This window comes from Actinoalloteichus sp. AHMU CJ021 (assembly GCF_002895405.1).
Lineage (GTDB): Bacteria > Actinomycetota > Actinomycetes > Mycobacteriales > Pseudonocardiaceae > Actinoalloteichus_B > Actinoalloteichus_B caeruleus.
The window spans coordinates 1,990,922-2,016,432 of record NZ_CP025990.1; the positions used below are offsets into that span (position 1 = coordinate 1,990,922).

The 25,511-nt window shown below is 73.5% G+C and carries 23 protein-coding genes; 8 read left to right on the forward strand and 15 right to left on the reverse strand.

What is annotated here, in order from left to right; translation table 11 throughout:
- Positions 1-538: 538 nt before the first annotated feature.
- Positions 539-1,390 carry a 16S rRNA (cytidine(1402)-2'-O)-methyltransferase gene (gene rsmI, locus C1701_RS08245; protein WP_103055765.1) on the reverse strand — a complete coding sequence of 284 codons (852 nt, stop codon included), beginning with the start codon at positions 1,388-1,390 and terminating at the stop codon, positions 539-541.
- Here rsmI and C1701_RS08250 point away from each other — a divergent pair, their 5' ends adjacent.
- A complete protein-coding gene (locus tag C1701_RS08250) occupies positions 1,391-3,013 on the forward strand; it encodes a dolichyl-phosphate-mannose--protein mannosyltransferase (protein WP_103055766.1) in 1,623 nt (540 codons plus the stop codon). It abuts the gene before it with no gap.
- A gap of 99 nt (positions 3,014-3,112) precedes the next feature.
- On the opposite strand, the gene C1701_RS08255 is transcribed toward C1701_RS08250, so the two are convergent.
- A complete protein-coding gene (locus C1701_RS08255; RefSeq protein ID WP_245588676.1) occupies positions 3,113-3,772 on the reverse strand; it encodes a TetR/AcrR family transcriptional regulator in 660 nt (219 codons plus the stop codon).
- Positions 3,773-3,967: 195 nt separating this feature from the next.
- Between C1701_RS08255 and C1701_RS08260 the strand changes: the two genes are divergently transcribed.
- A complete protein-coding gene (locus tag C1701_RS08260; protein WP_026417424.1) occupies positions 3,968-5,026 on the forward strand; it encodes an FAD-dependent monooxygenase in 1,059 nt (352 codons plus the stop codon).
- Positions 5,027-5,152: 126 nt separating this feature from the next.
- Here the strand turns inward: C1701_RS08260 and C1701_RS08265 are convergent, their stop codons facing one another.
- From C1701_RS08265 to C1701_RS08290, 6 genes are all read right to left on the reverse strand, one after another.
- Positions 5,153-5,884: an ABC transporter permease gene (locus tag C1701_RS08265; RefSeq protein ID WP_026417425.1), complete on the reverse strand. Its 732-nt coding sequence runs from the start codon at positions 5,882-5,884 to the stop codon at positions 5,153-5,155.
- A 296-nt stretch (positions 5,885-6,180) separates the two neighbouring features.
- Positions 6,181-7,092: an ABC transporter ATP-binding protein gene (locus tag C1701_RS08270; RefSeq protein WP_026417426.1), complete on the reverse strand. Its 912-nt coding sequence runs from the start codon at positions 7,090-7,092 to the stop codon at positions 6,181-6,183.
- A 35-nt stretch (positions 7,093-7,127) separates the two neighbouring features.
- A complete protein-coding gene (locus C1701_RS08275) occupies positions 7,128-7,871 on the reverse strand; it encodes a hypothetical protein (protein WP_026417427.1) in 744 nt (247 codons plus the stop codon).
- Complete coding sequence (locus tag C1701_RS08280; protein ID WP_103055767.1) at positions 7,868-8,749, reverse strand: ATP-binding cassette domain-containing protein; 882 nt, start codon at positions 8,747-8,749, stop codon at positions 7,868-7,870. Before C1701_RS08280 ends, C1701_RS08275 begins: the two co-directional genes overlap by 4 nt.
- Positions 8,746-9,111 carry a GntR family transcriptional regulator gene (locus tag C1701_RS08285; RefSeq protein WP_026417429.1) on the reverse strand — a complete coding sequence of 122 codons (366 nt, stop codon included), beginning with the start codon at positions 9,109-9,111 and terminating at the stop codon, positions 8,746-8,748. The genes C1701_RS08280 and C1701_RS08285 overlap by 4 nt, the downstream gene beginning before the upstream one ends.
- Positions 9,112-9,581: 470 nt before the next feature.
- Positions 9,582-10,373: a TetR/AcrR family transcriptional regulator gene (locus tag C1701_RS08290; RefSeq protein WP_103055768.1), complete on the reverse strand. Its 792-nt coding sequence runs from the start codon at positions 10,371-10,373 to the stop codon at positions 9,582-9,584.
- Positions 10,374-10,499: 126 nt separating this feature from the next.
- Here C1701_RS08290 and C1701_RS08295 point away from each other — a divergent pair, with 126 nt between their 5' ends.
- Together C1701_RS08295 and C1701_RS08300 are read left to right on the forward strand one after the other, a co-directional pair.
- Positions 10,500-11,468 carry a daunorubicin resistance protein DrrA family ABC transporter ATP-binding protein gene (locus C1701_RS08295; RefSeq protein ID WP_035273264.1) on the forward strand — a complete coding sequence of 323 codons (969 nt, stop codon included), beginning with the start codon at positions 10,500-10,502 and terminating at the stop codon, positions 11,466-11,468.
- Positions 11,465-12,277: an ABC transporter permease gene (locus tag C1701_RS08300; protein ID WP_030104261.1), complete on the forward strand. Its 813-nt coding sequence runs from the start codon at positions 11,465-11,467 to the stop codon at positions 12,275-12,277. Before C1701_RS08295 ends, C1701_RS08300 begins: the two co-directional genes overlap by 4 nt.
- Before the next feature lie 345 nt (positions 12,278-12,622).
- On the opposite strand, the gene C1701_RS08305 is transcribed toward C1701_RS08300, so the two are convergent.
- Positions 12,623-13,525: a LysR family transcriptional regulator gene (locus C1701_RS08305; RefSeq protein WP_103055769.1), complete on the reverse strand. Its 903-nt coding sequence runs from the start codon at positions 13,523-13,525 to the stop codon at positions 12,623-12,625.
- A gap of 83 nt (positions 13,526-13,608) precedes the next feature.
- On the opposite strand from C1701_RS08305, the gene C1701_RS08310 reads away from it, so the two are divergent.
- A complete protein-coding gene (locus C1701_RS08310; protein ID WP_026417433.1) occupies positions 13,609-14,454 on the forward strand; it encodes a PhzF family phenazine biosynthesis isomerase in 846 nt (281 codons plus the stop codon).
- A 90-nt stretch (positions 14,455-14,544) separates the two neighbouring features.
- Entirely contained in the window at positions 14,545-16,794 is a 2,250-nt protein-coding gene (locus C1701_RS08315) for a hypothetical protein (protein ID WP_103055770.1), read from the forward strand.
- 26 nt (positions 16,795-16,820) lie between these two features.
- On the opposite strand, the gene C1701_RS08320 is transcribed toward C1701_RS08315, so the two are convergent.
- From C1701_RS08320 to C1701_RS08345, 6 genes are all read right to left on the reverse strand, one after another.
- Positions 16,821-17,432, reverse strand: coding sequence for a DUF4303 domain-containing protein (locus C1701_RS08320; protein ID WP_337662196.1), 612 nt, complete (start codon positions 17,430-17,432; stop codon positions 16,821-16,823).
- A gap of 54 nt (positions 17,433-17,486) precedes the next feature.
- Complete coding sequence (locus C1701_RS08325; RefSeq protein WP_103055771.1) at positions 17,487-19,610, reverse strand: iron ABC transporter permease; 2,124 nt, start codon at positions 19,608-19,610, stop codon at positions 17,487-17,489.
- An 11-nt stretch (positions 19,611-19,621) separates the two neighbouring features.
- A complete protein-coding gene (locus C1701_RS08330; RefSeq protein WP_026417436.1) occupies positions 19,622-20,626 on the reverse strand; it encodes an ABC transporter substrate-binding protein in 1,005 nt (334 codons plus the stop codon).
- 65 nt (positions 20,627-20,691) lie between these two features.
- Positions 20,692-21,510, reverse strand: coding sequence for an ABC transporter ATP-binding protein (locus C1701_RS08335; RefSeq protein ID WP_443098159.1), 819 nt, complete (start codon positions 21,508-21,510; stop codon positions 20,692-20,694).
- Positions 21,511-21,600: 90 nt separating this feature from the next.
- Entirely contained in the window at positions 21,601-22,164 is a 564-nt protein-coding gene (locus tag C1701_RS08340; RefSeq protein WP_026417438.1) for a TetR/AcrR family transcriptional regulator, read from the reverse strand.
- Between the two features lie 32 nt (positions 22,165-22,196).
- The gene (locus C1701_RS08345; RefSeq protein ID WP_026417439.1) at positions 22,197-23,720 is read right to left on the reverse strand and encodes an MFS transporter; all 1,524 of its coding nucleotides are present in this window, start codon (positions 23,718-23,720) and stop codon (positions 22,197-22,199) included.
- A 294-nt stretch (positions 23,721-24,014) separates the two neighbouring features.
- On the opposite strand from C1701_RS08345, the gene C1701_RS08350 reads away from it, so the two are divergent.
- Both C1701_RS08350 and C1701_RS08355 read left to right on the forward strand, forming a co-directional pair.
- Positions 24,015-24,614, forward strand: coding sequence for a DUF998 domain-containing protein (locus tag C1701_RS08350; RefSeq protein WP_026417440.1), 600 nt, complete (start codon positions 24,015-24,017; stop codon positions 24,612-24,614).
- Positions 24,615-24,670: 56 nt separating this feature from the next.
- Positions 24,671-25,291: a TetR/AcrR family transcriptional regulator gene (locus C1701_RS08355; protein ID WP_035291303.1), complete on the forward strand. Its 621-nt coding sequence runs from the start codon at positions 24,671-24,673 to the stop codon at positions 25,289-25,291.
- Positions 25,292-25,511: the final 220 nt, after the last annotated feature.

The following is a 25,511-nucleotide window of genomic DNA, read 5'->3' on the forward strand; positions in this document are numbered from 1 at the left end:
CCGCCTCGGGGTGGCCGCGCGCCTGGCCGCCGTCGGGCCGCCGGACGGGTACCCGCCCCGCTGCCCTCGGCCTGGCCTCGCGGGCGCACCACGGCGTTCCCCGCCGAGGTGCCGGCACCGGGTCGGTCGTCCTCGCGCCGGCTGGCCCTGGCCCGGCCCCGCTCCGGCTCCGGTCTCCCGACCGGCTCGCGCCGCGGCCGGCGCGGGCCGGACGTCGGGTCGACCGCGGTTCGGGAGGGTCGGGGAGGACCACCCGGAGCCGGCGCGGTCCGTGCGGAGATCGGCCGGCCGCCCACGGCATGCGGGCTCGGTCGTCGTGTCCACACCGCCGACCAGGCCGGACGAGCCGAGTGGGCCGACCGGGCCGAGTGGGCCGACCGGCTAGGGCCCGGGCCGGGCGAGCGGGCCGGGAGTCGCCGGCGTCGAGGACGACGGATCCACGAGGGGTGCGGTGGACCGACACCGGCCCTCGTCATCGCGTCCACCCTCGGGGCCGGGGGCTCGGGTGGGGCCGCGATATCGCCCGGCGCCGGCGGGATCAGCCGCGTCGGGAGCGCAGCACGGCGTCGTAGAGTTCCTTCTTCCCCACCCCGGTGGCGGACGCGACGGTGGCGGCCGCGTCCTTCAGCCGCTCGCCGTCCGCCACCCGTTCCTCGACCGCGCCCACGAGGCTGGCCGGATCGGGAACGCCGGTGGCCTCGGCGCCGCCGAGGACGACGGTGATCTCGCCCCGCACTCCCGCCTCCGCCCACGCCGCGAGTTCCCCGAGACCGCCCCGCCACACCTCCTCGTGCGTCTTCGTCAGCTCGCGGCAGACGACGGCCGGACGTTGCGCCCCGAGGAGCTCCGCCGCCTGCGCCAGGGTGTCGGCCAGGCGGTGCGGGGACTCGAAGAACACGGTGGTGCGGGGTTCCTCGCGCAGGGCGGACAGCCACCGGCCGCGTTCCCCGGTCTTCCTCGGTGGGAACCCCTCGAAGCAGAACCGGTCGCAGGGCAGGGCGGACACCGCGAGGGCGGTGGTCACCGCGGAGGGCCCCGGCAGGCAGGTCACCGGCAACCCGGCCTCGGCGCAGGCACTGGCCAGGCGGAACCCCGGATCGGAGACGCTGGGCATGCCGGCGTCGGTGACCACGAGAACGGTGCCGCCGTCCCGGACGGTCTCGACCAGGCCCGGCGTGCGGGCGGCCTCGACGGAGTCGTAGTAGCTGACGATCCGCCCCGTCGGGACGACGTCGAGGGTGCTGGCGAGGGCGCGCAGCCGCCGCGTGTCCTCGGCCGCCACCACGTCCGAGGTTCGCAGCGCGGCGACGAGTCGCGGGGAGGCGTCGCCGGCGTCGCCCAGCGGGGTAGCGGCGAGAACGAGTCGACCGGTTCCGGATATGTTGCCCACTTGGTCAAGCCTACGATCGGCGCCGTGAGCGTCCCCGCACCGCACACCACGGCCACCCCGTCGCCCGCCGGTGAGGGGGTGGTGGGCGTGGGTGAGATCCCGCCGGTGGAACCGCCCGACGGTGGTCGTGAGACGGCGCTCGCCAGGCTCAACCGGCCGATGCCCGCCGACCGCCTGCGCGGTTGGGTCGTGGCGCTCACCCTCACCCTGGTCGGCGGGGTGATCCGCTTCTGGAACCTCGGCCACCCGACGGACCAGGGCACGCCGATCTTCGACGAGAAGCACTACGTGCCGCACGCCTGGCAGGTGCTGCGCAACGGCGGGGTGGAGGACAACCCCGGCTACCGGCTCATCGTGCACCCCCCGTTGGGCAAGCACCTCATCGCGGTCGGGGAGTGGCTGTTCGGGTACACGGCCTGGGGTTGGCGGTTCAGCGCCGCCGTCGCCGGGACCGTGTCGATCCTGCTGATCGTCCGGATCGGTCGCCGGCTCACCCGCTCGACGTTCCTCGGTGGGATCGCGGGGGTGCTGCTGATCGCCGACGGGGTCAGCCACGTGCAGTCGCGGGTGGGGATGCTGGACATCTTCCTCGCGGTCCTCGTCCTCGCCGCGTTCGGTTGCCTGCTCGTGGACCGCGACCAGGTCCGTGATCGCCTGGCGGTCGTCGTGCGGGAGGGGCGGACCGGGGACAGCGTCTGGGGCCCCCGGCTCGGTGTGCGGTGGTGGCGGCTCGGCGCGGGTGTGCTGCTCGGCCTGGCCTGCGGGGTCAAGTGGTCCGGCGGGTACTTCCTGGCCGCGTTCGCGGTGCTCTGCGTGTTCTGGGACTACACGGCCCGACGGGCCGCCGGGGTGGACCGGCCCTTCCTCGGGGCGGCGCGTCGGGATCTCGGACCCGGGCTGTGGGCGTTCGTGGCGGTGCCGATCGCCACCTACCTGGCCACCTGGTGGGCCTGGTTCGGGTCGGAGACGGCCTTCGACCGGCACGCGGTCGGCGACGGGGTCGGCACCTCGTCCGCCTTCTGGTTCGTCCCCGACGCGTTGCGGGCGTTGTGGTTCAACAGCGGCAGCGTGCTGGACTTCCACAACGGCCTGGTCACCGACCCGGACGACCCGCACGCCTGGGAGTCGAAGCCGTGGACGTGGCCGATGGGGCTGCGGGCGATGCTCTACTACTACGACGGTTCGGTGACCGGCTGCGGGCAGGACGAGTGCGTGGGCGCGCTGATGCTGATCGGCACGCCGGCGATGTACTGGCTGGTGTTCCCGATGCTGGCCTGGGCGTTGTGGCGGGCGGTCACCCGCTACGACTGGCGGTACACGGCGGTGTTGGTCGGTTACCTGGCGGGCTGGCTCCCGTGGTTCTCGAACCTGGACCGCCAGATGTACTTCTTCTACATCACCCCGGTCGCGCCGTTCCTGGTGCTCGGTCTGACCCTGGTGCTCGGCCAGATCCTCGGCCCGGCGCGCCGGGGAACGGAACGGCGTGGCACGGGCCTGCTGGTGGTGGCGCTCTACGTCGGACTGGTGGTGGCCAACTTCGTGTGGTTGTGGCCGGTGCTGGTGGGTGAGCCGATCACGCCGTGGCGGTGGAACGCGGAGCTGTGGCTGCCCTCGTGGCGGTAGCCGGCCCGCCGGGCCAGGGTGCTGGTGGCGGTGGGTGCGCGGGACGGCCCGGGGTCGGGTTCGGCCGGGCCGCCCGGCTCCCCGGGTGGCCGTGCCCGGTCACGGGGTGGACAGGATCCCGCGCAGCACCAGCTCCACCGCTTCCTCGACGTCCAGCGGGGGTTCGGGGCGGACCAGCCGCTCGGTGATGATCCCGTCGATCATGGCCAGCAACAACCGGGCGCGGCGCTCCGGGTCCGGCGCGCCGAGCCCGCGCAGCCACCGGCCGCCCAGCTCCCAGAAGAACCGGGTGCGTTCGGTGATCTCCCGTCTCACCTCGGGGCGGACCCCGGCCTCGGCGAACAGCGCCCGACGGGCGAGGGTGAGGTCACGTCCGACGCCGAGCATCTGGTCGAGGAACCCGACCAGGTAGGCGACGAGCTGGTCGGGGGTGGCCGGGGCCTGGGCTCCGGCGGCCCCCGCCACGAGTGCCTCCTCCTCGGCGAGGATGTGGTCGAGCACCCCGGCGACGAGAGCGTCGCGGGTGCGGAACAGGTTCGAGGTCGAACCGGCGGGCAGACCGGCCGCCTCGTCCACCGCGCGGTGGGTCAGCGCCCGGGGACCGCCCCCGGCCAGCAGCCGGACCGCCCCTGCCAACACCTGGTCCCGCCGGGTGGACGAGGGATCCGCCCGTCGGTGCGGCGGGGGAGGCGCCCCCCGTGCCCCGCCGTCGGGGTTCCCTGGTCGGACCGCCCTGGCCTCCGCCACCTCGCTCCTCACTCCTCCCGTGGCCTCTCGTGACGAGCCAGCGTCGCAGGCGGAGCGGGCCGCCACCGCTCCGGGTGGCCGCCACCCCGCTCGGGAAGCGGGACGTCCACGCCCGCGAGCCGCTGCGGTGTCGGTGGCCACCGGACGATGACCGCCGCTTCCCGGATCCCCGCGCACCACTGCTCACTACAGGTGTAGTTTACGGGCATGGGAAGACGAGCTGTCGTCGTGGGAGGCGGCATCGCGGGCCTTGCCTGCGCCGCCGCGCTGGGACATCGCGGGTGGGACGTGTCGGTGTGGGAACGCGACCACGCCCACCGCCCCGAGGGCACCGCACTGGGCATGTGGCCCGCCGCGCAGCGGGCCCTGGAACGGCTGGGGGTGGTGGACGAGCTGCGGCGGGTCGCGGTCCGGCAGGGTTCGTTCGTCCTCCGTTCCTCGACCGGCAGGGTCCTGGGAGGCACCGACGCCGAACGCATGGAACGACGCGCGGGCCTGCCGACCGTGCTGGTCGCCAGGCCGACGTTGCTGGCCACCCTCAACGCGGCGGTCCCCGAGGGCATCGTCCGGTTCGGGGCCGAGATCGACGACCCGAGCGCGCTGCTCGCCGACTGCGACCTGCTCGTCGGCGCGGACGGCATCCGCGGCGTCGTCCGGCCGGCCTTCTTCGGCGACCGCACCGAGGTGCGGTACGCCGGGGGGGTCGCGTGGCGGGGCGTGGCACCCATCGAGGTCGAGGGGCACGGTGAGATCTGGGGGCGGCGGTCGCTGTTCGGCCTGACGGGCATCTCCCCGGGCAGGACGAACTGGTACGCCACCATTCGCGGCCCCGAGGACGCGCCGCCCCCGCCCGACGACCTGGCCCACGTCCGCCAGTTCTTCGGGGACTGGCCGGACCCGGTCCCCCAACTGCTGGCGGCGATGGACGGCGAGACCATCCTGCGCAACCGGCTCTACGAGCTGCGCCCACCGCTGCGGTCCTTCGTCGCCGGCCGGGTGGCGCTGGTGGGGGACGCCGCGCACGCGATGCCCCCCAACCTGGGGCAGGGCGCCTGCCAGGCCCTGGTGGACGCCGTCACGCTGGCCGACAGCGTGGGCGACGGATCGGATGTCCCGGCCGGGCTCCGCGCCTACGACCGGGCGCGCCGCCGGCCCGCGCAACGGGTGGCCGCCGGCGCGCACCTGCTGTCCCGGGTCGCCCAGGCGGACCGGCTGGCGACGCCGAGGAACGCCCTGGCACGCCTGCTCCTCCCCCGGCCACGCTGACCCCGCGGTCGGGCGCGGGATCGGGATCGGGGCCGGGGGAGGCGGGCCGGACCCGGCGCGCCCACGGCGACGCCACGGCTGGTTCCGGCCCCCGACCACCCCGGAACCAGCCGCCCGCCCACCGGATCAGGCCCAGCGGAAGAACCGGGCGGCCACCACGCTCCCGAGGACCGTCCACCCGATGAGCACCCCCACGTGCAGCGGGCTCGGCCACTCGCCCACCACCGTGGCGTCGAGGGCCTGGACCAGGGCGCCGAGCGGGACGAAGTCGCTGATGGCCCGCACCAGGTCTGGCATCGCCGGCCCGGGGGTCCAGGTCCCGGCGAAGAACGCCATCGGGAAGAACAGGGCGTTGCCCACGCCCGAGGCGACGCGGCCGTTCGAGCACAGCGCGGCCGACACCAGGCCCAGCGACATCAGGCAGCCGATTCCCAGGACGAGGACGAGGAGGTAACCGACGAGGGTCCCTGGGGCGCTCAGCCCGAACGCGAGGCCGCCGACGAGGTGGACGAGGATGATCGACACGGCCGCCGCCCCGCAGTTGACGGCGGCCTGCGCCGCCAGCACGACCGACGGCCGGGCCGGCGTCGCCGACAGCCGGCGGAGCACCCCCTGCTCCCGGTAGGTGGCCATGAAGGTGGGCAGGCTGACCAGCGCGGTCATCGCGACGCCCATGCTGATCGCGATCGGCGCGTAGATGTCGATGAGCGCGCGTCCCCCGAAGTCCTCGTCCCCCAACGGGATCAGACCGATCAGGACCATCAGCAGCGCGGGGAAGATCGGGGCGAACCCGGCCGCGACGGGATCGCGGAGGAAGAGGCGGACTTCGGTGGTGACGGTGGTCCGGACAGCGGACATGGTGGTCCCCCAGGAGAACGTGAGCGGTGGTGGCGCGGTGATCGCGCCGGACGGACGTTGGGACGAGCCGGCGGCCCGACCGAGGGCGGCGGGCGGCTGAGCGGCCGTTCGGCGGACGACCAGGATGTCGAGGCGGGAGCGGGCGACCCGCCGTTCGCGGGGGCCGGGGGCCGGTGCGCCTACCGGTCGGGTTTCCGACAGCGGGGCGGGAGGAGTTCCCGGGGGTCGGTGCTGACGACCACGGGCCGGGAGCGGGCCGGAGCGTTGGTGGCGGGAGGTGCGGAGCGGGTGGTTCGTCAGGCGGCGGCGCGGTCGGCGCCGGTCAGTTCCACGAAGGCGTCGTCGAGACCGGGTTGGTTGACCCGCAGGTCGGTCACCCGGACTCCCCTGAGGTGCAGGGCCTCGTAGATCTCGGTCAGGCTGTCCTCGCCGCCGACGACGACCAGGTGCTCACCGCGCCGCTCCACCCCGCTGACCGTCGGCAGCTGGGCGACGAGGTCCTCCACCTGCTCCCCCACCGCCCGGAACCGGATGCGGTGCGGGAGCCCGGACCGGCGGACCAACCCCGCGGCGGTGTCGATGGCCACCGTCTGGCCGGCGTCGATCACGGCGAGCCGGTCGCAGAGCCGCTCGGCCTCGTCCATGAAGTGCGTGACGATCAGCAGGGTCACCCCGGAGTCCCGGATGCTCTCGATCAGCCCCCACGTGTCCCGGCGGGCCTGCGGGTCGAGTCCGGTGGTCAACTCGTCGAGAACCGCGACCTTGGGCCGACCGACGAGGGCCAGCGCCACCGAGAGGCGCTGCTTCTGGCCACCGGAGAGCTTCCCGAAGCGGGAGTTCACCTTGTCCCCGAGGCCGAGCCGGTCCACCAGGTCCCGCCAGTCGACGGGATTCGGGTAGAAGGAGCTGTAGAGGCGCATCGCCTCGGCGACGGTGATCTTGTCCGGCAACCGGCTCTCCTGGAGCTGCACGCCAACCCGCTCCCGCACGGCCTGCCGGTCCCGAGCCGGGTCGAGACCGAGGACCTTCACCGCGCCACCGTCCCGCTCGCGCAGCCCGGTCAGGCACTCCACGCTCGTGCTCTTCCCCGCCCCGTTCGGGCCGAGGATGCCGAAGATCTCCCCCTCCTCCACGCTGAACTCGACGTCGTGGACGACCGCCCGCCCGCCGTAGCTCTTGCGGAGACCCCTGATGTCGATCACCGTCATGGTTCACCCTCTCGTCTCTGTGGTTCCGGTTGGTGTCAGGAGGTCGGCCGGCGCAGCGGCATGTCCCGCATCAGCCGGTGGTTGAGCAGGAGCATCACGGCGACCGCGGCGATCCCCAGCGGAACGCTGGCCGCCGTGGGGAGTGGTTCGATGCCCAGCGCGTCGTAGGCCTGGCCGACCCAGCCGACGCCGAGCAACGCCTCGGGCAGCAGCCCGAGCAGCAGGCAGGGCAGCAGGAGTCCCAGCCCGCCCCAACCGCCGTACCTGCCGAAGACGGAGCCGATCAACCAACCCAGGACCATGAAGGCGGCCAGGGCGATGAAGTGCTCCAGGAAGACCGTGCCCACCTGGGTCGAGCCGTCGAACAGGTGCGGGGTGCGGTAGGTGATCGGGATGCCCGTCCCGTCGAGGACGAACCACTCGACGAGGAACAGGCCGGCGATCACCGCCGCGGCGACGGCAGCGCCACCGAGGGCCAGGGTGGTTCCCGCCCAGAAGAGCTGGCGGCGGGTCACTCCCATCGGCAGGTAGTGCGCGAGCAGGGTGCTGGTGACGATGAGCGCGAGCGAGCCGAGGAAGAAGCGGGGGGAGCTGTTGGCCAGGAGCTCCGCGTGGCTGGTGGATTCGTCGGTCCGCTCGCCGAGGCCCAGCTCCACGTAGGCGATGACCGTGAAGACGGCGATGGCGATCGCGAGGTAGAGGGCGCTGATCCACAGCATCGTGGGAGCGACCAGGCGGGTGACCGTGAGCGCGGGGCTACGTCGGGTCGTGGTGGTCATCGCCGGTCCTTCCGGGTGAGGTGGACGAACAGGTCCTGGAGGCGCACCGGTCCGGCCTCGACGCCGGCCGCCCTGGCACGGGAGAGGGCGTCCTCGTCGAGGTCCCCGTAGACGGTGATCGACTTGGTACCGCCGAGGACCTGCTCGTTGAGGACGGTGAGGCCGTGGCGCAGGTCGTCGACGGCCTGGGCCGGCCCGGTCAGGCTGACTCCCCGGCTCCGGAGGTCGTCGGTGTCCTCGTGCACGAGCAGTCGCCCCTCGTCGAGGATGAGGACCTCCTCGAACAACGAGTCCACCTCCTCCACGAGGTGGGAGGACATGATCACCGTGCGGGGATGGGCCATGTAGTCGGCGAGCACCTCGTCGTAGAAGGCGTAGCGGGAGGGCGCGTCCAGCCCGACGTAGGCCTCGTCGAAGATCGTGACCGGCGCCCGGGACGCCAGCCCGACGATGATGTTGAGCGCCGACCTCTTCCCCAGCGAGAGCGAGGAGATCCGCTTCCGCTGCGGGAGTTCGAAGAGGTCGACGAGGCGGTCCGCGTACTCCTGGTCCCAGCGGGGGCGCAGCGCGGAGGCGGTCCGGAGGAAGCTCCCGACCTTCCATATCTCGTCACCGGAGTCCTTGATCCGGTCCTGGACCAGGCAGACGTCCGGCATGATCCTCGGGTTCTCGAACGGGTCCTCCCCGTCCACGAGCAGGGTGCCGGCCGTGGGCTTCGCGAGGGAGGCGACCAGCGATAAGAGCGAGGTCTTCCCGGAGCCGTTGCGTCCGATGAGGCCGTAGATCCCACCTCCGGCGAGGCGGAAGTCGATCCCGCGCAGCGCGGGGGATCCCCGGTAGTCCAGCCGCAGGTCCCGGGCTTCGATCGAGTAGGTCACTTCTGGGTCCCCCTTCCGGTCTCGATGTGCCGCACCACGTCGTCGAGCGAGATGCCGAGGACCCGCGCCTCGGCCAGCATCACGTCGACGACCTCCCGGAAGAAGCGCTCCCGGCGCTGGGCCAACAGCACCGGCCTGGCCTCCCCGCTGACGAACATCCCTATTCCCCGCCTCTTGTAGAGCACGCCCTCGTCGATCAGCTGGCGGAAGGCCTTGGCCGCCGTCGCCGGGTTGATCCGGTAGAAGGCCGCGTACTGGTTGGTCGACATGACCTGCGTGTCCGCCGAGAGCTCTCCGGAGAGCACGTCGTTTTTGATCTTGTCCGCGATCTGTTGGTAGATCGGACTCCGGTCATCGAACACGTACGTCCTCCGGCGTCCTTGGGTTCGTTACTCATGTAGTGAACCACATGAGGAGTAGACACGACAAGGACGATTCCCGGCGTGCGACCGACGAAAGGGGCTCCACCACCAGGAGAAGGCCGCTGACCTGCGACGGAAGCGCGCGCACTGACCGCGAGAACCCCCGGGGCCACCATGCCGACAGGAGCCCGGACCCTCCGGGTGGGCGAGAGGTTCCCGCCACGACCGACGAACCCCCCACCGCCACGGGGGACCCAGGCGAGAACCGCCCCACGGGGACAGGGGGCGGGCCGACGCCGTCCCGGGAACCCGCGGTCGAGGGCCCCGTCGGGAACGGGCGCCCCCCGCCAGCCCAGCCGGAGGAACGCACCACGTGCCGGGCGGAGCCGCGCCGGAGCCCGACCCCGGTCACGCGGACACGCGGGACCCCCCGGCGGGCGCGACCGGGTCACCGAGGTCGACGAGGCGGGTCAGACCTCCTGGTCGGAGCCGCGGCGTGTCGCGCGGACGCGCGCCTCGACACCATCGAGGATCCGGGCCAACCCGTAGTCGATGGCGCTCCCGGTGTCCTCGGGGCGCCCCTCATCACCGCCCTCGAAGACCCCGGCCGACATGAGGCGCACCAGGTTGGGGTACCGCTGGGGGTCGACGACAGCGCCCAGCGTGGCGGCGTAGTTCTGGATGTGGGCGGCGGACTCACCGGAGGGGTCGCCCGCACGGGCACTGCCCAGGTCGAGGCTGATCCGGGAGAGGTCGCGCAACGCGCCAGTCAGGAACAGCGCGGTGAGCAGGGCCTCCTCCTCGCTCAGGCCGCTGCCGCCCAGTGCGCGCAACAGCTCCTCCATCCACGCGAGCTGGTTGGGACCCATCGGCGGCGTGTTCAGCTGGGCCCGGACCAGCCACGGGTGCCGGCCGTAGAGGTCGACCAGGCCCCGGGAGACGATCTCCACCTCCTCCCGCCAGCCGCCGGGCGCGCCCGCCCCACTGGGAGGGCCGGCAGTCGCGGCGTCGACCATGAGGTCGATCAGCTGCTCCTTGCCGGAGAGGTACCGGTACAGCGACATCGTGCTGTAGCCGAGTTCGGCCGCGACCCGCTGCATCGACAGCTCGTCGAGCCCTTCGGCGTCCGCCACCGCGATGGCGGCGGCGACGATCTTCGTCAGGCTCAGCCTCGGTTTCGGCCCCCGGGACGGTCGTGCCATCTGGTCCCGCCAGAGCAGTTCCAGGCTGCTTGGCCGCGCGTCCTCGCCGTCCGCTGTCATCGCCCACCCATCACGTCGGTTGACGACGATCCTAAAACTGTGTATGAAATACACACAACAGTGTGCGACGTACACAGTTTCTCTCCGGCGGGTCGCCCGCCTCCCTACACCTCACGGGGACACCACATGACCACCACCGCCTTTCCGATCCAGGCGAGCGGCCTGCGCCGCTCCCTCGGGTCGACCCAGGTGCTCGACGGCGTCGACCTCCGCGTGCCACGCGGAACGCTGCTGGCCCTGCTCGGCCCCAACGGCGCCGGGAAGACCACCACCGTCCGCATCCTCAGCACCCTGCTCCAGCCCGACTCGGGCACCGCCACCGTCAACGGCCACGACGTCGTGACGGAGGGGGCCGCCGTCCGCAGATCCATCGGCCTGACCGGTCAGTACGCGACCCTCGACGACCTGCTGACCGGGCGGGAGAACCTGGTGATGATGGGTCGCCTGCGGCACCTCGACCGTCGCGCCGCCCGCCGGGACGCCCAGAACCTGCTCGAACGCTTCGACCTGACCGAGGCAGCCGACCGACCCGTCCGCACCTACTCCGGTGGGATGCGGCGACGCCTCGACCTGGCCGCCAGCCTGCTGGGCGGTCCGCCGGTGCTCTTCCTCGACGAACCGACGACCGGGCTCGACCCGAGGAGCAGGGTGAGCCTCTGGGACACCGTCCGCGAACTGCTGGCTTCCGGGGTCACGATCCTGCTCACCACCCAGTACCTGGAGGAGGCCGACCAACTGGCGGACCGGGTCGCCCTCATCAACGGCGGGCGGATCGCAGCCGAGGGCACGTCCGACCAGCTCAAGAGGCGGATCGGCACCGCGCGTCTCGACCTGTCCTTCGCCACCGAGGCCGAACGGCACCACGCGGCGCGGCTCCTGCTCCCATCCGAGGCAGCACGGGACACCGGGGAAACCAGGCTGAGCGTCCCGGTCGACGGGGTCGACGAACTCGGCCACCTGATCGGCCGGCTGGGACACGCCGGCGTGCGAGTGGCCGACTTCGAGGTCAGCAAACCCACCCTCGACGACGTGTTCCTCTCCCTGACCGAGGACCGCGCGTCCACCGGCCCGGCCCCCGTGGAGGCACGGCGATGAGCGTTCAGACGATGCCGTGGCTCACCCCGGCCCCGCCGCTGCCCTCCCCGGTCCGCCGAGCCACCTCGGCGAGCGCCGTCCTCGTCGGGCGGGGGTTGCGGCACCTGAGGCGCAGTCCGGAACAGGTGGTCCTCGCGGTCGCCGTGCCCACCAGCATCCTGCTGATCTTCCGGTACCTCTTCGGCGGTGCGATCGACACCGGAGGCGCCTACGTCGACTACCTGATCTCCGGGGTCATCGCCATCGGCGTCGGCATCAGCGCGATGTCCACCACCAGCTCGGTCAGCCAGGACATGACGAACGGGATCGTGGACCGGTTCCGGTCGCTGCCGATGCCCGCCTCGGCGGTCCTCGTCGGCCACGTCGTGGCCACGGTGGCCCGTGCGCTGATCTCGTTGACCACCCTCATCCTGGTCGGGCTCCTGGTCGGGTTCCGCCCGTCCGCCGGCGTGCTGGAATGGCTGCTCGCGATCGGCCTGCTGGTCCTCTTCGCGCTCGGCTTCGCCTGGTTGGCGGCCCTGCTGGGGCTGCTGGCCAGCAGCGTGGACGCGGCCAGCGGCTACGGGACGATCCTGCTCTTCCTGCCCCAGGCCAGCAGCGCCTTCGTCCCCCCGGAGACCATGCCGACCGCCCTGCGGGTCTTCGTGGAGAACCAGCCGATCAGCCTCGTCATCGACGCCGTCCGGGGACTGCTGTTGGGAGTGCCCGCCGACGGGGCCGGCGTGGCCGCCGTCATCTGGTGGACCGCGATCACCGCGGTGGCCGTACCGCTGGCGGCCGTGCTCTACCGGCGACGAGCGGTCGGCTGACCGACCACCAGGCCGGACAGGACGGCGGCGGGCGAGCCCGCGCCGCGTCGTTCGTCACAGATGACTTCTCGACCCGCGAGTAACAGTGTTGTGTGACTCGCCGCGCGAGTTCGGCGCGAGCGGCCACTGACGGCAGGACGCCTCCGACACCCGGCCCAACCCGGCCGGGCCCGGCGGAAGCGGACCCGCTCTGGGGGTGTGGCCGCTCGCGCCGGACACCGCCCCCGGGCGCCCGGGGGGCGGAACGCCGTGGGTGGGCGCGGACCCCGGTCCTCGCCCACGACCACGAACCCCGCCAGGTGGGACCTCCCCGACGGCGCGGACCGGGCCGGGGCACTCGCCTCCTCAGAGCCGACCGCGCGGTGGCGGGCCGACCGACCGAGCGATCGCCTCGGCCACCGCGGTGACCGCGGGGGACGCCCACCGGCGGGCACTCGTCACCAGCAGGAGCGGCACCTCCGCCACCACCGGGCCATCCACCCGCAGGAGCGTCCGCTCGGCCAGCGGCCCACCCACCGCCACCACCGGCAACACCGACAGGCCCAGCCCCGCCTCCACGCAGGACCTGGCCGCCTCGACGCTGCCGAAGTGGGTCACCCGGGGCCGCCCGCCCGTGGCAGCCCGCAGATCACGCAGGAACCGGTCGGTGTAGTGGCAGCCCTCCTCCATGAGGAAGTAGGTGTACCCGGCCAGGTCGTGCCAGGACTGGGGCCCGCTGGCCGCCGGGTGTTCCGCACCGGCCACCAGGGCCACCGGCTCCCTCCCTATCCTCGTGACGGCGTGGTCCCCGGCGACCTCCTCCTCCAGCACCAACGCGATGTCGACCCCGCCGTCGGCCCTGGACAGTTCCCGCAGCGCGGCGGCCGTGCCGAGCGGGTGCAGCCGGACCCGCAGGTCCGGGAAGCTCGTCATCAGGCCCGCGACGACAGGCGGCAGCCGGTAGGCACACACCGACTCGGTGGCACCGATGACCACCTCCCCCTCCACCACGTCCCCGCCCCGCGCCCCGAGCAGCAGCTGGTGTTCGGCGTCGAGCACCCCCCTCGCCAGCTCCGCCACCCGCCGACCCACCTGGGTCAGGCGCGCTCCGGAGGGGAGCCGGTCGAGGAGCCGGACCCCCAGCTCGGACTCCAGCGCCCTGACGTGGCTGGTCACGGTCGACTGCACCACGTGCAGTTCGAGACCGGCCCTGGTGAAGTTCCCCGTCCTGGCCACGGCCAGGAACGTCCGGAGGAGGTTCGTGTCCACCTGGCCACGGTATCGGCTTCCTCGATGAACGCCATCGGACTTCATCGTTGGACTCGATGACCGCCAGCGGGCACCGTGGGGACATGACCACCGTGCTGCGCTACGCGTCCTTCACCAGCGACCCCGCCGGCGGCAACCCGGCCGGGGTCGTGTTGGACGCCCGGGGCCTCGACGACGACACCCTGCTCGGTATCGCCGCCGACGTCGGCTACTCCGAGACCGCCTTCCTCAACCCGACCGACACCGACGGCCAGCGCTACGGCCTGCGGTTCTTCAGCCCGCTGGCCGAGGTGGCGTTCTGCGGTCACGCCACGGTCGCCGCGGCGGTGGCGCTCGCCGAGCACCACGGCCGCTCCGGGCGCCTGGTCTTCGACACCCCCGCCGGCGCGGTTCCCGTCACCACCGACGGCGGCCGTCCCGCCGCCGCCACCCTGACGAGCGTGCCCAGCCGCTCGCGTCCCGCCTCCGAGGAGGAGGTCACCGACGCGCTGGCCGCCCTCCGGTGGTCCCGCGAGGACCTCGACCCGGCCTGGCCGCCGCACGTGTCCTTCGCCGGCAACGACCACCTCATACTCGGGGCGCGCACCCGGGAACGGCTGGCCCGGCTCGACTACGACTTCGACGCGCTGGCCGAGGTGAGCCGCGAACGCGGGTGGCAGACGACCCAGTTGTTCTGGTCCCAGGACGAGGGCACCGTCCACTCCCGCAACCCCTTCCCCCTTGGCGGGGTGGTCGAGGACCCGGCCACCGGCGCCGCGGCGGCCGCCTTCGGCGGTTATCTGCGCGCCGTCGGACGAGTGCCGCGACCGCGCGGGATCCGGATCATCCAGGGGGAGGACATGGGACGCCGAGGGGAACTCCTCGTCGGCGTCGGACCGGACGACCCTCGGATCCGGGTCAGCGGTCACGCCGTCCGCATTCCGGGCTGAACCCCGGGGTGCGCGGGGATCAGGTCACCGTTGTACTCCGACCACCGCGTGACCAGGTCCGTCGTGGCCCCCGGTCGCTAGCCTTCGAGAGTGCACGCACGTGACGTCGCCCCACCCCAGCCGATCGACTGGTCCACCCTGGTCCACGCCTACGGGCCGGCTGAGGACACCCCCGGACTGATCGAACGGCTCCGGGACGACGACTGGGAGGAGGCCGCGACCGAGCTGTTCGGCTCGATCCTGCACCAGGGCGGCGTCTACCCGGCCACGATCGCCGCGCTCCCCCTGCTCGTCCACGTGGCCCTCTCCCCCGACGCCCCCGGCCGGGTCGGCTCGCTGCGGCTGCTGCGCGCCTACACCGAGGCCGTCGCCACCGGGGCCGGCCGTGACTCGACCCATCTCCCGGCGGGCACGGACCTCGAGCTGTTCGACCAGCGCGCCCGGTCCGCGGCGCGGGACGCGGTCCGCGCGCTGGTCCCGCTCCTGGACGACCCCGACGCCCGGATCCGGGAGGCGGCCTACGGGTGCGTGGTCCACGTCGACGACCGCGAACTGGTCGCCGAGATCGTCGGGCCGCTGCGGAGCCGGCTCGGCCACGAACGGGACGTCGGCGCGGCCAGCGCGCTGGTGGAGCCCCTGATCCGGCTGGGCGCGTTCGACGCCGAGGACTTCCGGGTGGTGGTGGCGGCCGGCGCGGACGGCGTCATCTTCGCCGCCGCGTGGTGCGCGGTGGCCACCGGCACCGATCTCCCCGGCGCCGTCGAGCACCTGGTGCGGCTGTGGCCGGGTGAGGCCGACCGGTACCCGGGAGGCGGTGCGGGACGGTCGCTCGACGCCCTGGTGCGGGCCGCCGGCCCGTCGGCCGTACCCGCGCTGCGGTCGCTCCGGGACACGGGTTCGGTCCCGGTCGCCGACCTCGCGACGGCCTGGGTCGGGGTGGCCGAGTCCTCCCGGTCGACCGCCGGAACGGCGCTGGACGCGCTGCTGGGGCTCGTCGACGAGGCCCCGCCCACCGGAGCGGCGATCGTCCTCGCCGGTGCCCTGGCCGAGCTCCGCCACGGGGCGCGGGGACGAACGCCGGAGGTCTGCGACGGCGTCGCCAGGCTCGTCGGCGCGGTCCCCGCCCCGGGCGCGGTGCCCGACCCGGACCGGGCGAGGGTGTTGGCCACCGGGGCCGCCGTCCTGTTCGGGGCACGGGACCCGAGGTGGACCACCTTCGCCGAGGCCGTGCTCCGAGCTCCCGACGAACCCCACGTCGAGGACGGCACGACCCGGGTCCCCTTCTCCCTCGTGTTCGGTGGCGCCTCCGGCCGCCGCGACCCGGCCTGGGCCCACCGGGAACTCGTGTCGCTCGCCGGCCGCGCCATCACCGCCTGGCCGGGGGCCGCGCCCCGCTGGCTGGACCTGGTGGCCGGTCTTCCCCAGTCCGACGACACGGTGCGCATCGCGCTCGCGTCGGTGGCGCTGGCGCCCTCGGGGGCCTGCCGCGTGCTGGCCAAGGCGGCCGCGCACCACTCCGCGCTGTTCACGATCGGCCTCCGCCGCCGCACGGCCAGGGCGCTGCGGTCGGTCCGGCCGGACTCCGACGCGGCCGAGGCGTGGCTCCTCACCACCTGGGCGGTACTCGACCCGCACGAACACGAGTTGACCTTCGAGGAGGCGTGGGAACTCGTCGGGGGTGACGGCAGGGCCGACGCCGAACTGCTCGCCGTCTGGGTCACGCGGTACTCGCCGGCCGTCCGGGCGGCCTGCCTCCGGCTGCTCGACGGTTCCGCGCGCACCTCCCACCAGGCCCGGGAATGCCAGCTCGTCGCGGCTCGCGCGGTGGCGGAACACGAGGACGTGGAGCGGATGTGGCCCACCCTGCTGGCGGTGGCGGACGCGGCGGGGCGCCCGTTCGCGGAGGCCGTCGCGCTCGGCAACGAGCTGGTGGGAGGGCACACCCGGTTGCGGACCGGCTGGGTGGACCTGCTCCGGGACGTCGCCGGGAACGGCCGCCCCTCGTGGTCCGGCCCTGACCACCACGCCACCGCCGTCGCGGTGCGGGCGCTGTGGGCGCTGGGAGCGATCTCCCCGGAGGACACCGTGGACTGGGGCCTCTCGGCCCTGACCGCCTCGATCTCCTCCGGCCACGGCGTGCGGGTGGCGGAGGAGATCTCCGAGCCGGTGCGGGAGGCGTCCGCCCCCCGGCCCGCGTTGCGGGCCCGGGTCGCAGCCGCCCTCGCACCGGTCCTCGAGTCCGACGCGCGGGTGCCCGGGCCAGGCGGCGGCCTCGCCGACGACGTCCGGCTGCGGGCGGCCCTGCGGGAGATCACGGGCACGCGGACCGTCCTCGACTAGGAGGGGTGCCCTCGGCGGCCGCCCGGTCAGCAGCGGCCGCCTCCCCGCTCAGCGACGTCTGAGGTGCCACCCGCTCGTCCCGACCACGACCAGGCACGCATCGCCCGGCCCCGCGGTTCGACCTCCGGGTCGAGCGGGACGACCACCGGGGCGCGCGGGAAGTCCCGGGCGAGGCCGGCGGCCACCCGCTCGCACGCGCGGACGACCGTGTCGAGGAACCTCCGGTGCGCCGCGTGCCACCGGTCCAGGCCGCCCTGGACCGCCTCCGCCGTCACCCGCTCGCCCCACCGCAGCCAGGACCCCGGCTCCCGCCAGTCGTCGAAGCGTTGCCACGGCCAGTCGGCCGCGCTCCAGCGCAGCTCCTCCCGGGCCTCGGGGGCCTGCCGGTCCAGCCATTCCTCGCCGGCCGCGGCGAAGACGGGCAGGGAGATCGCCCCGCCCGGCTCGGCGTGGAAGAGGTGCACCGCGACGGCGTACACCCGCTCGCCGCCCGCCCCGTCCAGCGTGGCCCTGGCGAAGTCGTCCAGCTCGTCGGTGAGGCTCGCCGCGAGGGCGCCCCAGTCGAGGGGACCGCCGTCGACCGGGGGTCGTGGCGGCACGTCGTCGACCTCCTCACCGGAGACCCATCCGCTCCTCACCGGCCGTTCTCCCTCGTCGCCCGTGCCCCGGCTCCCCGGCCCCCGCGCCCGCCGTCAGCCCCGCCCCCGGCCGGCCCGCATCCGCCACAGCAACCACAGGAAGTACGGGGTGCCGACGACCGCGGTCGTCAGGCCGGCCGGCAACTGCGCGGGTGCGAGCGCGGTCCGGCCGACGACGTCCGCGATCACCACCAGGGCCGCGCCGAGCAGGACGGTGAGGGGGAGCTGGTGCAGGTGGCGCTTGCCCACGAGGATCCGGGCCGCGTGCGGGGCCACCAGGCCCACGAAGGCGATCGGGCCGATCGTCGAGGTGGCCGCCCCGGTCAGGAGCACGGCGAGACCCACGTGCGTGACGCGGCTCGCGTCGAGCCGGACGCCCAGCACCCTCGGGGTGGTGTCGTCGATCTGGACGATGTCGAGATCCCGGTGCGAACGCGCGACCACCACGGCCGCCACCAGCAGCGCCACGACCATCGGCAGCAGCTCGACCGGTCTCGCGCCGAACGTCGAGCCACCCAGCCAGGTCAGGGCCTTGTTCTGGTTCCACGGGTCGGTGCGGACGAGCAGCAGGGTCGTCACCGCCGACGTGCCCGCCCAGATGGCGATGCCGACCAGCACCATCCGCCCCTGGTTGATCCCTCCCCGGGAGGACAACGCGAAGATCAGCAGACCGGCGAGCGCGCACCCGGCGAGGGAGCCGCCGAGGACGAGGACGAAGGCGGGCGCGCCCGCCGCGACGATCACGATGACGGCGCCCAGGCTGCCGGCGCTGGACACACCCAGGATCCCCGGGTCGGCGAGCGGGTTGCGGGTGACCGTCTGCACGAGGGCACCGGCGAGCCCGAGGCAGGCACCGGCGAGGAGCGCGGCCAGCACTCGCGGCACCCGGCTGTCCAGGACGATCTCCAGGATCAGCGCGGCGCGCCCGGTGGCCCAGTTCCACAGGTCGCCGAGCAGGACGGTGCTGTCGCCCAGCAGGACGCCAGCCACGACGGACCCGACCAGCACCGCACCCGCGACGGCCAGCACCGCTCCGGGGTGCCGGCGCCCGAACCCGGTGCCGCCACGCATGGTGATCAGCGTGTCGGGTTCCAGGGTGGACCTGGTCCTCGTCGCGAGGAGGATGAGCGCGACGGCGCCGATCACGCTGGTGACCACCCCGGTGGGCACGGTCACGCCGCTGACCGAACCGAAGGTGGCGCGCAGCGCGATGTCCGCGGTGAGGACCAGCGCGGTGCCGGCGAGGGCCGCCAGCGGCAACAACGTGCGGTGCCGGCGCAGGCCCGGAACCCGGGACGCGACCAGGCGCACCAGCAGCGGCGCGCAGAGACCGACGAAACCGATCGGACCGGTCACCGTGACCACGCTCGTCGCCAGCAACACGGCGAGGACCACGATCACGGCACGGGTGCGGCCCACGTGCACACCCAGGGACCTGGCCGCGTCGTCCCCCAGCTGGAGCAGGTCGAGGCGCCGGGCCATGAGGATGAGCGCGACGGCCACCGGGAGCGCGAACAGCAGGACACCCCGAACCGCGCCCACCCCGTTCTGCCCGAGGGAACCAGCCCCCCAGGCGAACAGCCCCTGGGTCTCCCAGGGGAACAACAGCAGCACGGCGGAGGTGATCGAGGACAGGCCCAGCGTGATCGCCGAGCCCGCGAGCACCAGCCGCACCGGGGACGCCGCCCCACCACCGGACAGCCCCATCACCACGGCGGCGGCCGCGAGCCCCCCGCAGAAGGCGACGGCGATGCTGGGGACGGCCCCCAGCTGGGCGCCGAGCACCGCGGCGAGGGTGACGGCCAGGTGGGCGCCGGCGTTGACGCCCGTGGTATCGGGCGCGGCCAGCGGGTTGCGCGCCACCGCCTGCATGCTCGCGCCGGCGATGCCCAGCGCGCAGCCGACCAGCACGGCGGCCAGCAGGCGCGGGACGCGGGAAGCCGTGACGACCGCCGCGGCCGTGTCCAGCGACTCGCCTCCGGTGAGCACGGCCCACAGGTCCGCCACGCTCAGCGCCGCCGTGCCCTGGGTGAGGTGCACGGCGGCCGCCACGGACAGCCATACCAGGAGCACGAGGGTGACCAGCAGCGGGAGCCAGTGGCGACGGCGAGTGCCCTCCGCGGGTTCGGCGCTGGTCGGATCGGCTCGCCGGGCCGTCTCCGGTGGAGCGGTCGTCACGACGTGAACTCCTACTGGGTGACGAGCTGGGCGACGAGGTCGTCGCTCCAGGCGGACAGCGACTCGGGGCCGCCGTACGCCCAGACCCCCACGGCCGCGCGGTGGACGTTCCCGTCCTGGACGAAGGGCAGGTTCTCCCACACCGGGTTGCCCGCCATCGCCGTCTCGACCACGTCGTCCTCGTCGTCGTTGCCCCAGTACAGCAGCCTGGTGTCGTCCGGGAGCGCCGTCAGGCCCTCCATGTCGATGTTCGACAGGCCGAAGGCGTCGTCACCCTCGTCCTCCCAGGCCGAGGCCAGCCCCATGCGCTCGGCCACCGCCTGGACGGCGGTGCGCGGGCCGTGCATGCGGATCGTGAGGTTCGCGCCCTCCGCGTACGGGGAGGCCAGGACGACCGGGGTACCGGCGAGACCGGCCTCCTCGATCGCGGCCGCGTTCGCCTCGATCGTCTCGTCCATCTCCGCGATGACCTGCTCGGCGACGTCCTCCTTCCCGAGGAGGGTGGCCACGCTCTGGAAGTCCTCGAGGATGGAGCCGATGGGATCGGAGGCGTTCGACCCGCCGAGGAAGGCGATGGGAGCGATGCGTTCCATCTGCTCCATCGCCCCGTCGGGGATCCCGCCCTCCGGCGCGAGGATCAGGTCCGGCTCCAGCTCGGCGATGGCCTCGACGCTCGGTTCCCGTCGGACGCCCACATCGACGGGGTCACCGGTCAGGGGGACGCTGGCACCCACCCAGCTCTCGTACCCGGCGACGTCGCTGACCCCGACCGGGTCGACGCCGAGGCTGGTGACGACCTCGGTGTGCATCCACTCCAGGGTGACGACCCGGGTCGCCGGCGCCGGGAGCTCCACGGTCTCACCGAGGGCGTCGACGATGCTGACGGCCTGGTCGGACGCTCCCTCGGACGGGTCGGTCGTCGTCGTGGCCGCCTCGTGGGTGGTGCCGCACGCCGCGGTCAGCACCGCGACCGCGGTCAGGGCGAACAGGCTGGGTACTGCTCGTGAGGTTCTCATGGTTCCCTTCGCGCGCGGCGGGGTCTCGCCCCGTCAGCACGGTACGGAGGTGGTGTGGGATCGGGTCAGGACGCGACGGTCCGGCGGACCCGTTGCCGAGGGGAGCGGATGTCCAGCTCGTCGGTCACGGGGTTGACCGACGTGGTGATCTCGATCTCGTAGACCTCGCTGAGCTGGTCGCCGGTCAGCGCCTCGTGGGGTGGTCCGTCCGCGACGACGGAGCCCCGGGACATGACGACGACGCGGTCGGCGACGGCCGCGGCCTGGTTCAGGTCGTGCAGGACCACCCCGACGGCCACCCCGTGCTCGTCGGCGAGTTCGCGCACCAGTTCGAGGACCTCGATCTGGTACCGCAGGTCGAGGTGGTTGGTGGGTTCGTCCAACAACAGCACCCCGGTGTCCTGGGCGAGGGCGCTGGCGAACCACACCCGCTGGACCTGGCCGCCCGAGAGCACGTCGACGTCGGTGTCGGCGAGGTCGGCGATGCCGGTGAGTTCCAGGGCCCGCGCGACAGCGGCCGGCCCCCCGACGTCGTTGCCCCGCCAGCCCCGGCGGTGCGGGTGCCGCCCGTACTCGACGGCCTCCCGCACCGTCACCGCCGCAGGGGTCGGCCGGCTCTGCGCCAGCAGGGTGACCCGGCGGGCGAAGTCCCGCGCGGACAGGGCGGCGGCGTCACTGCCGTCCCCGAGCCGCACGTCCCCCGCGCTCAGGGCCTGGAGCCGGGCGAGACCACGCAGGACGGTCGACTTGCCGGACCCGTTGGGACCGACGAGCGCGGTGACCCGTCCGGCGGCGAGCTCGATCGACGCGCCCGACACCACCGGCGAGCCGCCGTAGCCGATCACGAGGGACCGACCGGTCATCGCATCCCGCTGCGCCATCATCACCCGCGCAGCTTAGACAAGGCTTACCTAAGGGAACAAGGGGCTCGGAAGTGACGTCCGCGTCAGCCGTCGACCGGTCGGCGCTCGATGTCAGCGCTCGACCAGGGCGCGTTCGAGGACCGCGCGCACGTGCTCCGGGTCCGCCCGGCCCTCGTCGAGGAGGATCGCGGCGCACAGACCTTCGGCGATCGCCACGAACACCTCCACCGCGCGGGGGTCGGAGGTCCGGAGCCGCGCCAGGTCGGCGACACGCTCGCGCCAGCGGCGCGCCACCGGCCGGAGAGCGGGTCGGCGCGCCGCCAGCGTGGACAGTTCGCGTTCCGCGAGGGCCCGCTCACGCCCCTCCCCGGCCGATGCGGCGACCAGCGCGGCGAAGTCCCGCACCGGGTCGTCGCTGGTGTCCATGATCCGGCGGATGTGATCGGTGTAGGTGTCGGCGACCTCCGTGAGCGCCGCCACCAGCAGGTCGTCGAGAGTGGCGAAGTAGTAGGTGGTGAGGCTCGTCGTGATGCCGGCCTCCTTCGCCACGGCTCGGTGGGTCACACCGGCCGCGCCGTCCCGGCGGACGACGGTCAGGGTCGCCTCGATGATCTGGGCTCGCCGGCGCTGCCCTCGGACCCGCCGCCCGTCCGTGGTCGTGCCCTCGTCACCCACGCCCTACTCCCGACATTCCCGTGGGCGGGTCGTCAGTGCTCCGAACCGCCCGAGGGGCCGATGTGCCGGAGGGCGGTGACGCACAGGACGGTGACCGCCGCGATGGCCACACCCGCAACGATAGCCGCCAGGTTGAGCCCGTCGGTGAAGGCGATCCTCGCCTGCTCGACCACCCGCGTCGTCGTCCCGTCCGCCACGGCCAGCGCTCCGGCCAGGCTGTCACCCACCGCGTCCGCGACCGGCCGGTCCAGCTCGGCGGGCGGGTTGATCCGAGCCCGGTAGACGGCGGTGGCGAGACTCCCGAGGACGGCGACACCCAGTCCGACCCCGAGTTCCTGGACGGTCTCGGACATGGCCGCCGCCGACCCAGACCTGGTGGGGGGCACCGCGCCGACGACGATGTCGGTCCCCAGGGCCGCCATGGCACCCAGTCCGAGGTAGACGAGGGCGAACCCGACCACGACGACCAGCCGCTCCCCGGTCCCGGCCAGGGCGAGGCACAGGTAGCCGACCAGGGACATCGCCAGCGTGGCGGCCATGATCAGGCCCGGCCGGAAGCGCCTGGCCAGCAGCGGGGCACCGATCGCCGCGACGAGCATCGCCAGGGCCGGCGGCCCCATCCAGAGCCCGGCGGCGGCGGGGGAGAGGCCCTCGACGAGCTGGAGGTACTGGGTGACGAGGAACATGACGCCGCCGACGCCGACGAGCCCCACCAGCAGGACGGTCAGCGCGGCGGAGAAGGCCCGGTTGGAGAACAGCGACACGTCGAGCAGCGGGGAGGGCAGCCGCAGCTGCCGGCGGACGAACACGACGGCGGAGACGCCACCGACCAGCACCGCGACGAGGGTCGCGGCGTCGACCCCGTAGGCGGCCCCGTGCTTGATCGCGTAGACGATCGGCAGCATCGCGAGCAGGGACAGCGCGACGCTGGGCAGGTCGAACGCGCCTTCGCGGGGGGCCCGGTACTCGGGCAGCAGCGGCGGAGCCGCGACCAGGACGACCACGGCGATCGGAACGGCGACCAGGAAGGCGGCCCCCCACCAGAAGGTGGCCACCAGGGCTCCGCCGAGCACCGGCCCGGCGGCCATCCCGAGGGCGAACATGGTGGCCCACACCCCGATCGCCACCGCGCGCTGCCTCGGGTCGACGAAGAGGTTGCTGATCAGGGACAGGGTCGAGGGCATGAGGGTCGCGCCCGCCACCCCGAGCAGGGCACGCGCCACGATCAGCGCCTCGGCGGTCGGCGCGAACGCGGCGAACACCGAGACCACCCCGAACGCCGCGATGCCGATCATCAGCAGTCGGCGCCGCCCGATCCGGTCGCCCAGCGTCCCCATCGTGATCAGGAAGCCGGCGATGAGGAAACCGTAGGCGTCCATGATCCACAGGGTCTGGGTGGCGCTCGGCTCGAGTTCCACGGCCAGCCCGGGCAGCACCAGGTACAGGACGGTCACGTCGAGCCCGAGCAGCAGGGTGGGCAACGCCAACAGGGCGAGGCCCCACCACTCCCGAGCGCCGGCCCGGGGCGGGGCGAGTCGGTCCGAGATCCCAGTCATGCGTCCCCCAAGTATTTGGACATAAAGACAACTAGAACCATCGTACAATTACTTCGGCCGCTGTCCACCCCGGGCGCTGTCCACTCCGGGCGGTCCGACCCCGCGCCCCCTCGGACCAGCCACCCCACGACCCCGCAACGCCAGCTTCCGACCACGCGACCCGGAAACAGTCCGACTGGACTACATTCGGTCCATGCGTACGGAAAAACGTCCCGCCCCGCCCGCCAGGCCCGTCCCACCCGCCCCGCCGACGCCACGGACCACACCCGGACCGCACGAGGCCAGGAGCGGCTCGTGACAGCCCTGCTCTGGGCCGGCGCGGGAGCGGCGGTGGCCTTCGTCGTGGTGTTCCTGCTGGACGGCCTGACCAGACCGGGCTACCGCCCTGTCCGACACCCCGTCAGCGCCCTCGCGCTCGGCGACCGGGGCTGGCTCCAGACCACCAACTTCATCGTCTGCGGCCTGCTGATCACCGCCGCCGCGCCCGCCCTGCCCGCGCAGGTGGGCAGCGTCCCCCTCGCCGTCGTGGTCGGCTTCTTCGGTCTCGCCCTGGTGGCCTCCGGCGTGTTCCCGATGGATCCGATGCGCGGTTATCCCCCTGGCACCCCGGAGGGAACGCCCACCGAGGTCAGCCGCCGCCACCAGCTGCACGACCACGCCGGCGCCGCCGTGTTCACCGCGCTGCCCGTCGCCTCCCTCGTCGCCACCTTCGCACTGCCCGGTCCACTCTGGACCTGGTTCTCGGGGGCCGTCACGGTCGCGTTGTTCGGTGGTTTCCACGCCTTCGGCCAGGCCTGGGAGAACGACTCCGCCCGCCTGGGACTCATCCAGAAGCTGGTGATCACCCTGGGCTGGTCCTGGCTGGCCCTGCTGTTCGTCCACGCCGCGACATGAGCGCCGGGGACGCGCGGAGCCGGAAACGGGCTCCCGGCGCGGCCTACGATCCGCGCATGGCAGAACGCCCCGATCCGAACGACCACCCGCCACGCCGTTCCTTCATCGAACGAGCTCGCCGCGCCCAGATCGTCGAGGCGGCCACCCAGGTCGTCGCCGAACTCGGCTACGCCGGCACCTCCCTCGCCCGGATCGCGGAGAAGGCCGAGATCAGCAAGAGCGTCATCACCTACCACTTCGAGAACAAGGACGAGATCCTCCGGCTGGTGGTGTCCCAGTTCTTCGAACGGGGCTGGGAGCGCATGAGCGGCCACGTCGAGGCGGAGAGCACCGCGTCGGGCCAGGTCAGGGCCTGGATCGGCTCACAGCTGGAGTTCTACGCCGAACACCGCGCCGAGTTCCTGGCCATGAGCCAGATCATGGCCAACCACCGCACCCCCGAGGGTTCGCCCGCCTTCGCCGGCGAGCTCACCGAGGAGGTCGACGCGCTCACCGAGATCCTCCAACGAGGACAACGGGACGGCGAGTTCCGCGACTTCGACGCGCGCGGCGTCGCGACCATCATCCTGCGGTGCGCCGACGGCGTGCTCGGTTCGTGGGCGGTCGACGACTCCACCCGCCTGGTGGACCAGATCCCCGCGCTGCTCGACTTCGTCGACCACGCCATCCGGCGGTAGCGCACCGGACACCGCCCCGAGTCACGGGGAGCCGCCCAGCCAGCAGGTCGAGCCCCGGGGGCGGGGCAGGGCCACGGCAGGTTCGTGCCTCACCGTGGCCCGCCGCCGGGCACGCGCGCGTGCCCGAACACGACATCACCCACCGCGCCGATGGGCCGAGTGCGCAGCGGTGCCGGGACTCCCACCGAGATCACCGCGCGGTGGGAGTCCCCCTCAAGCC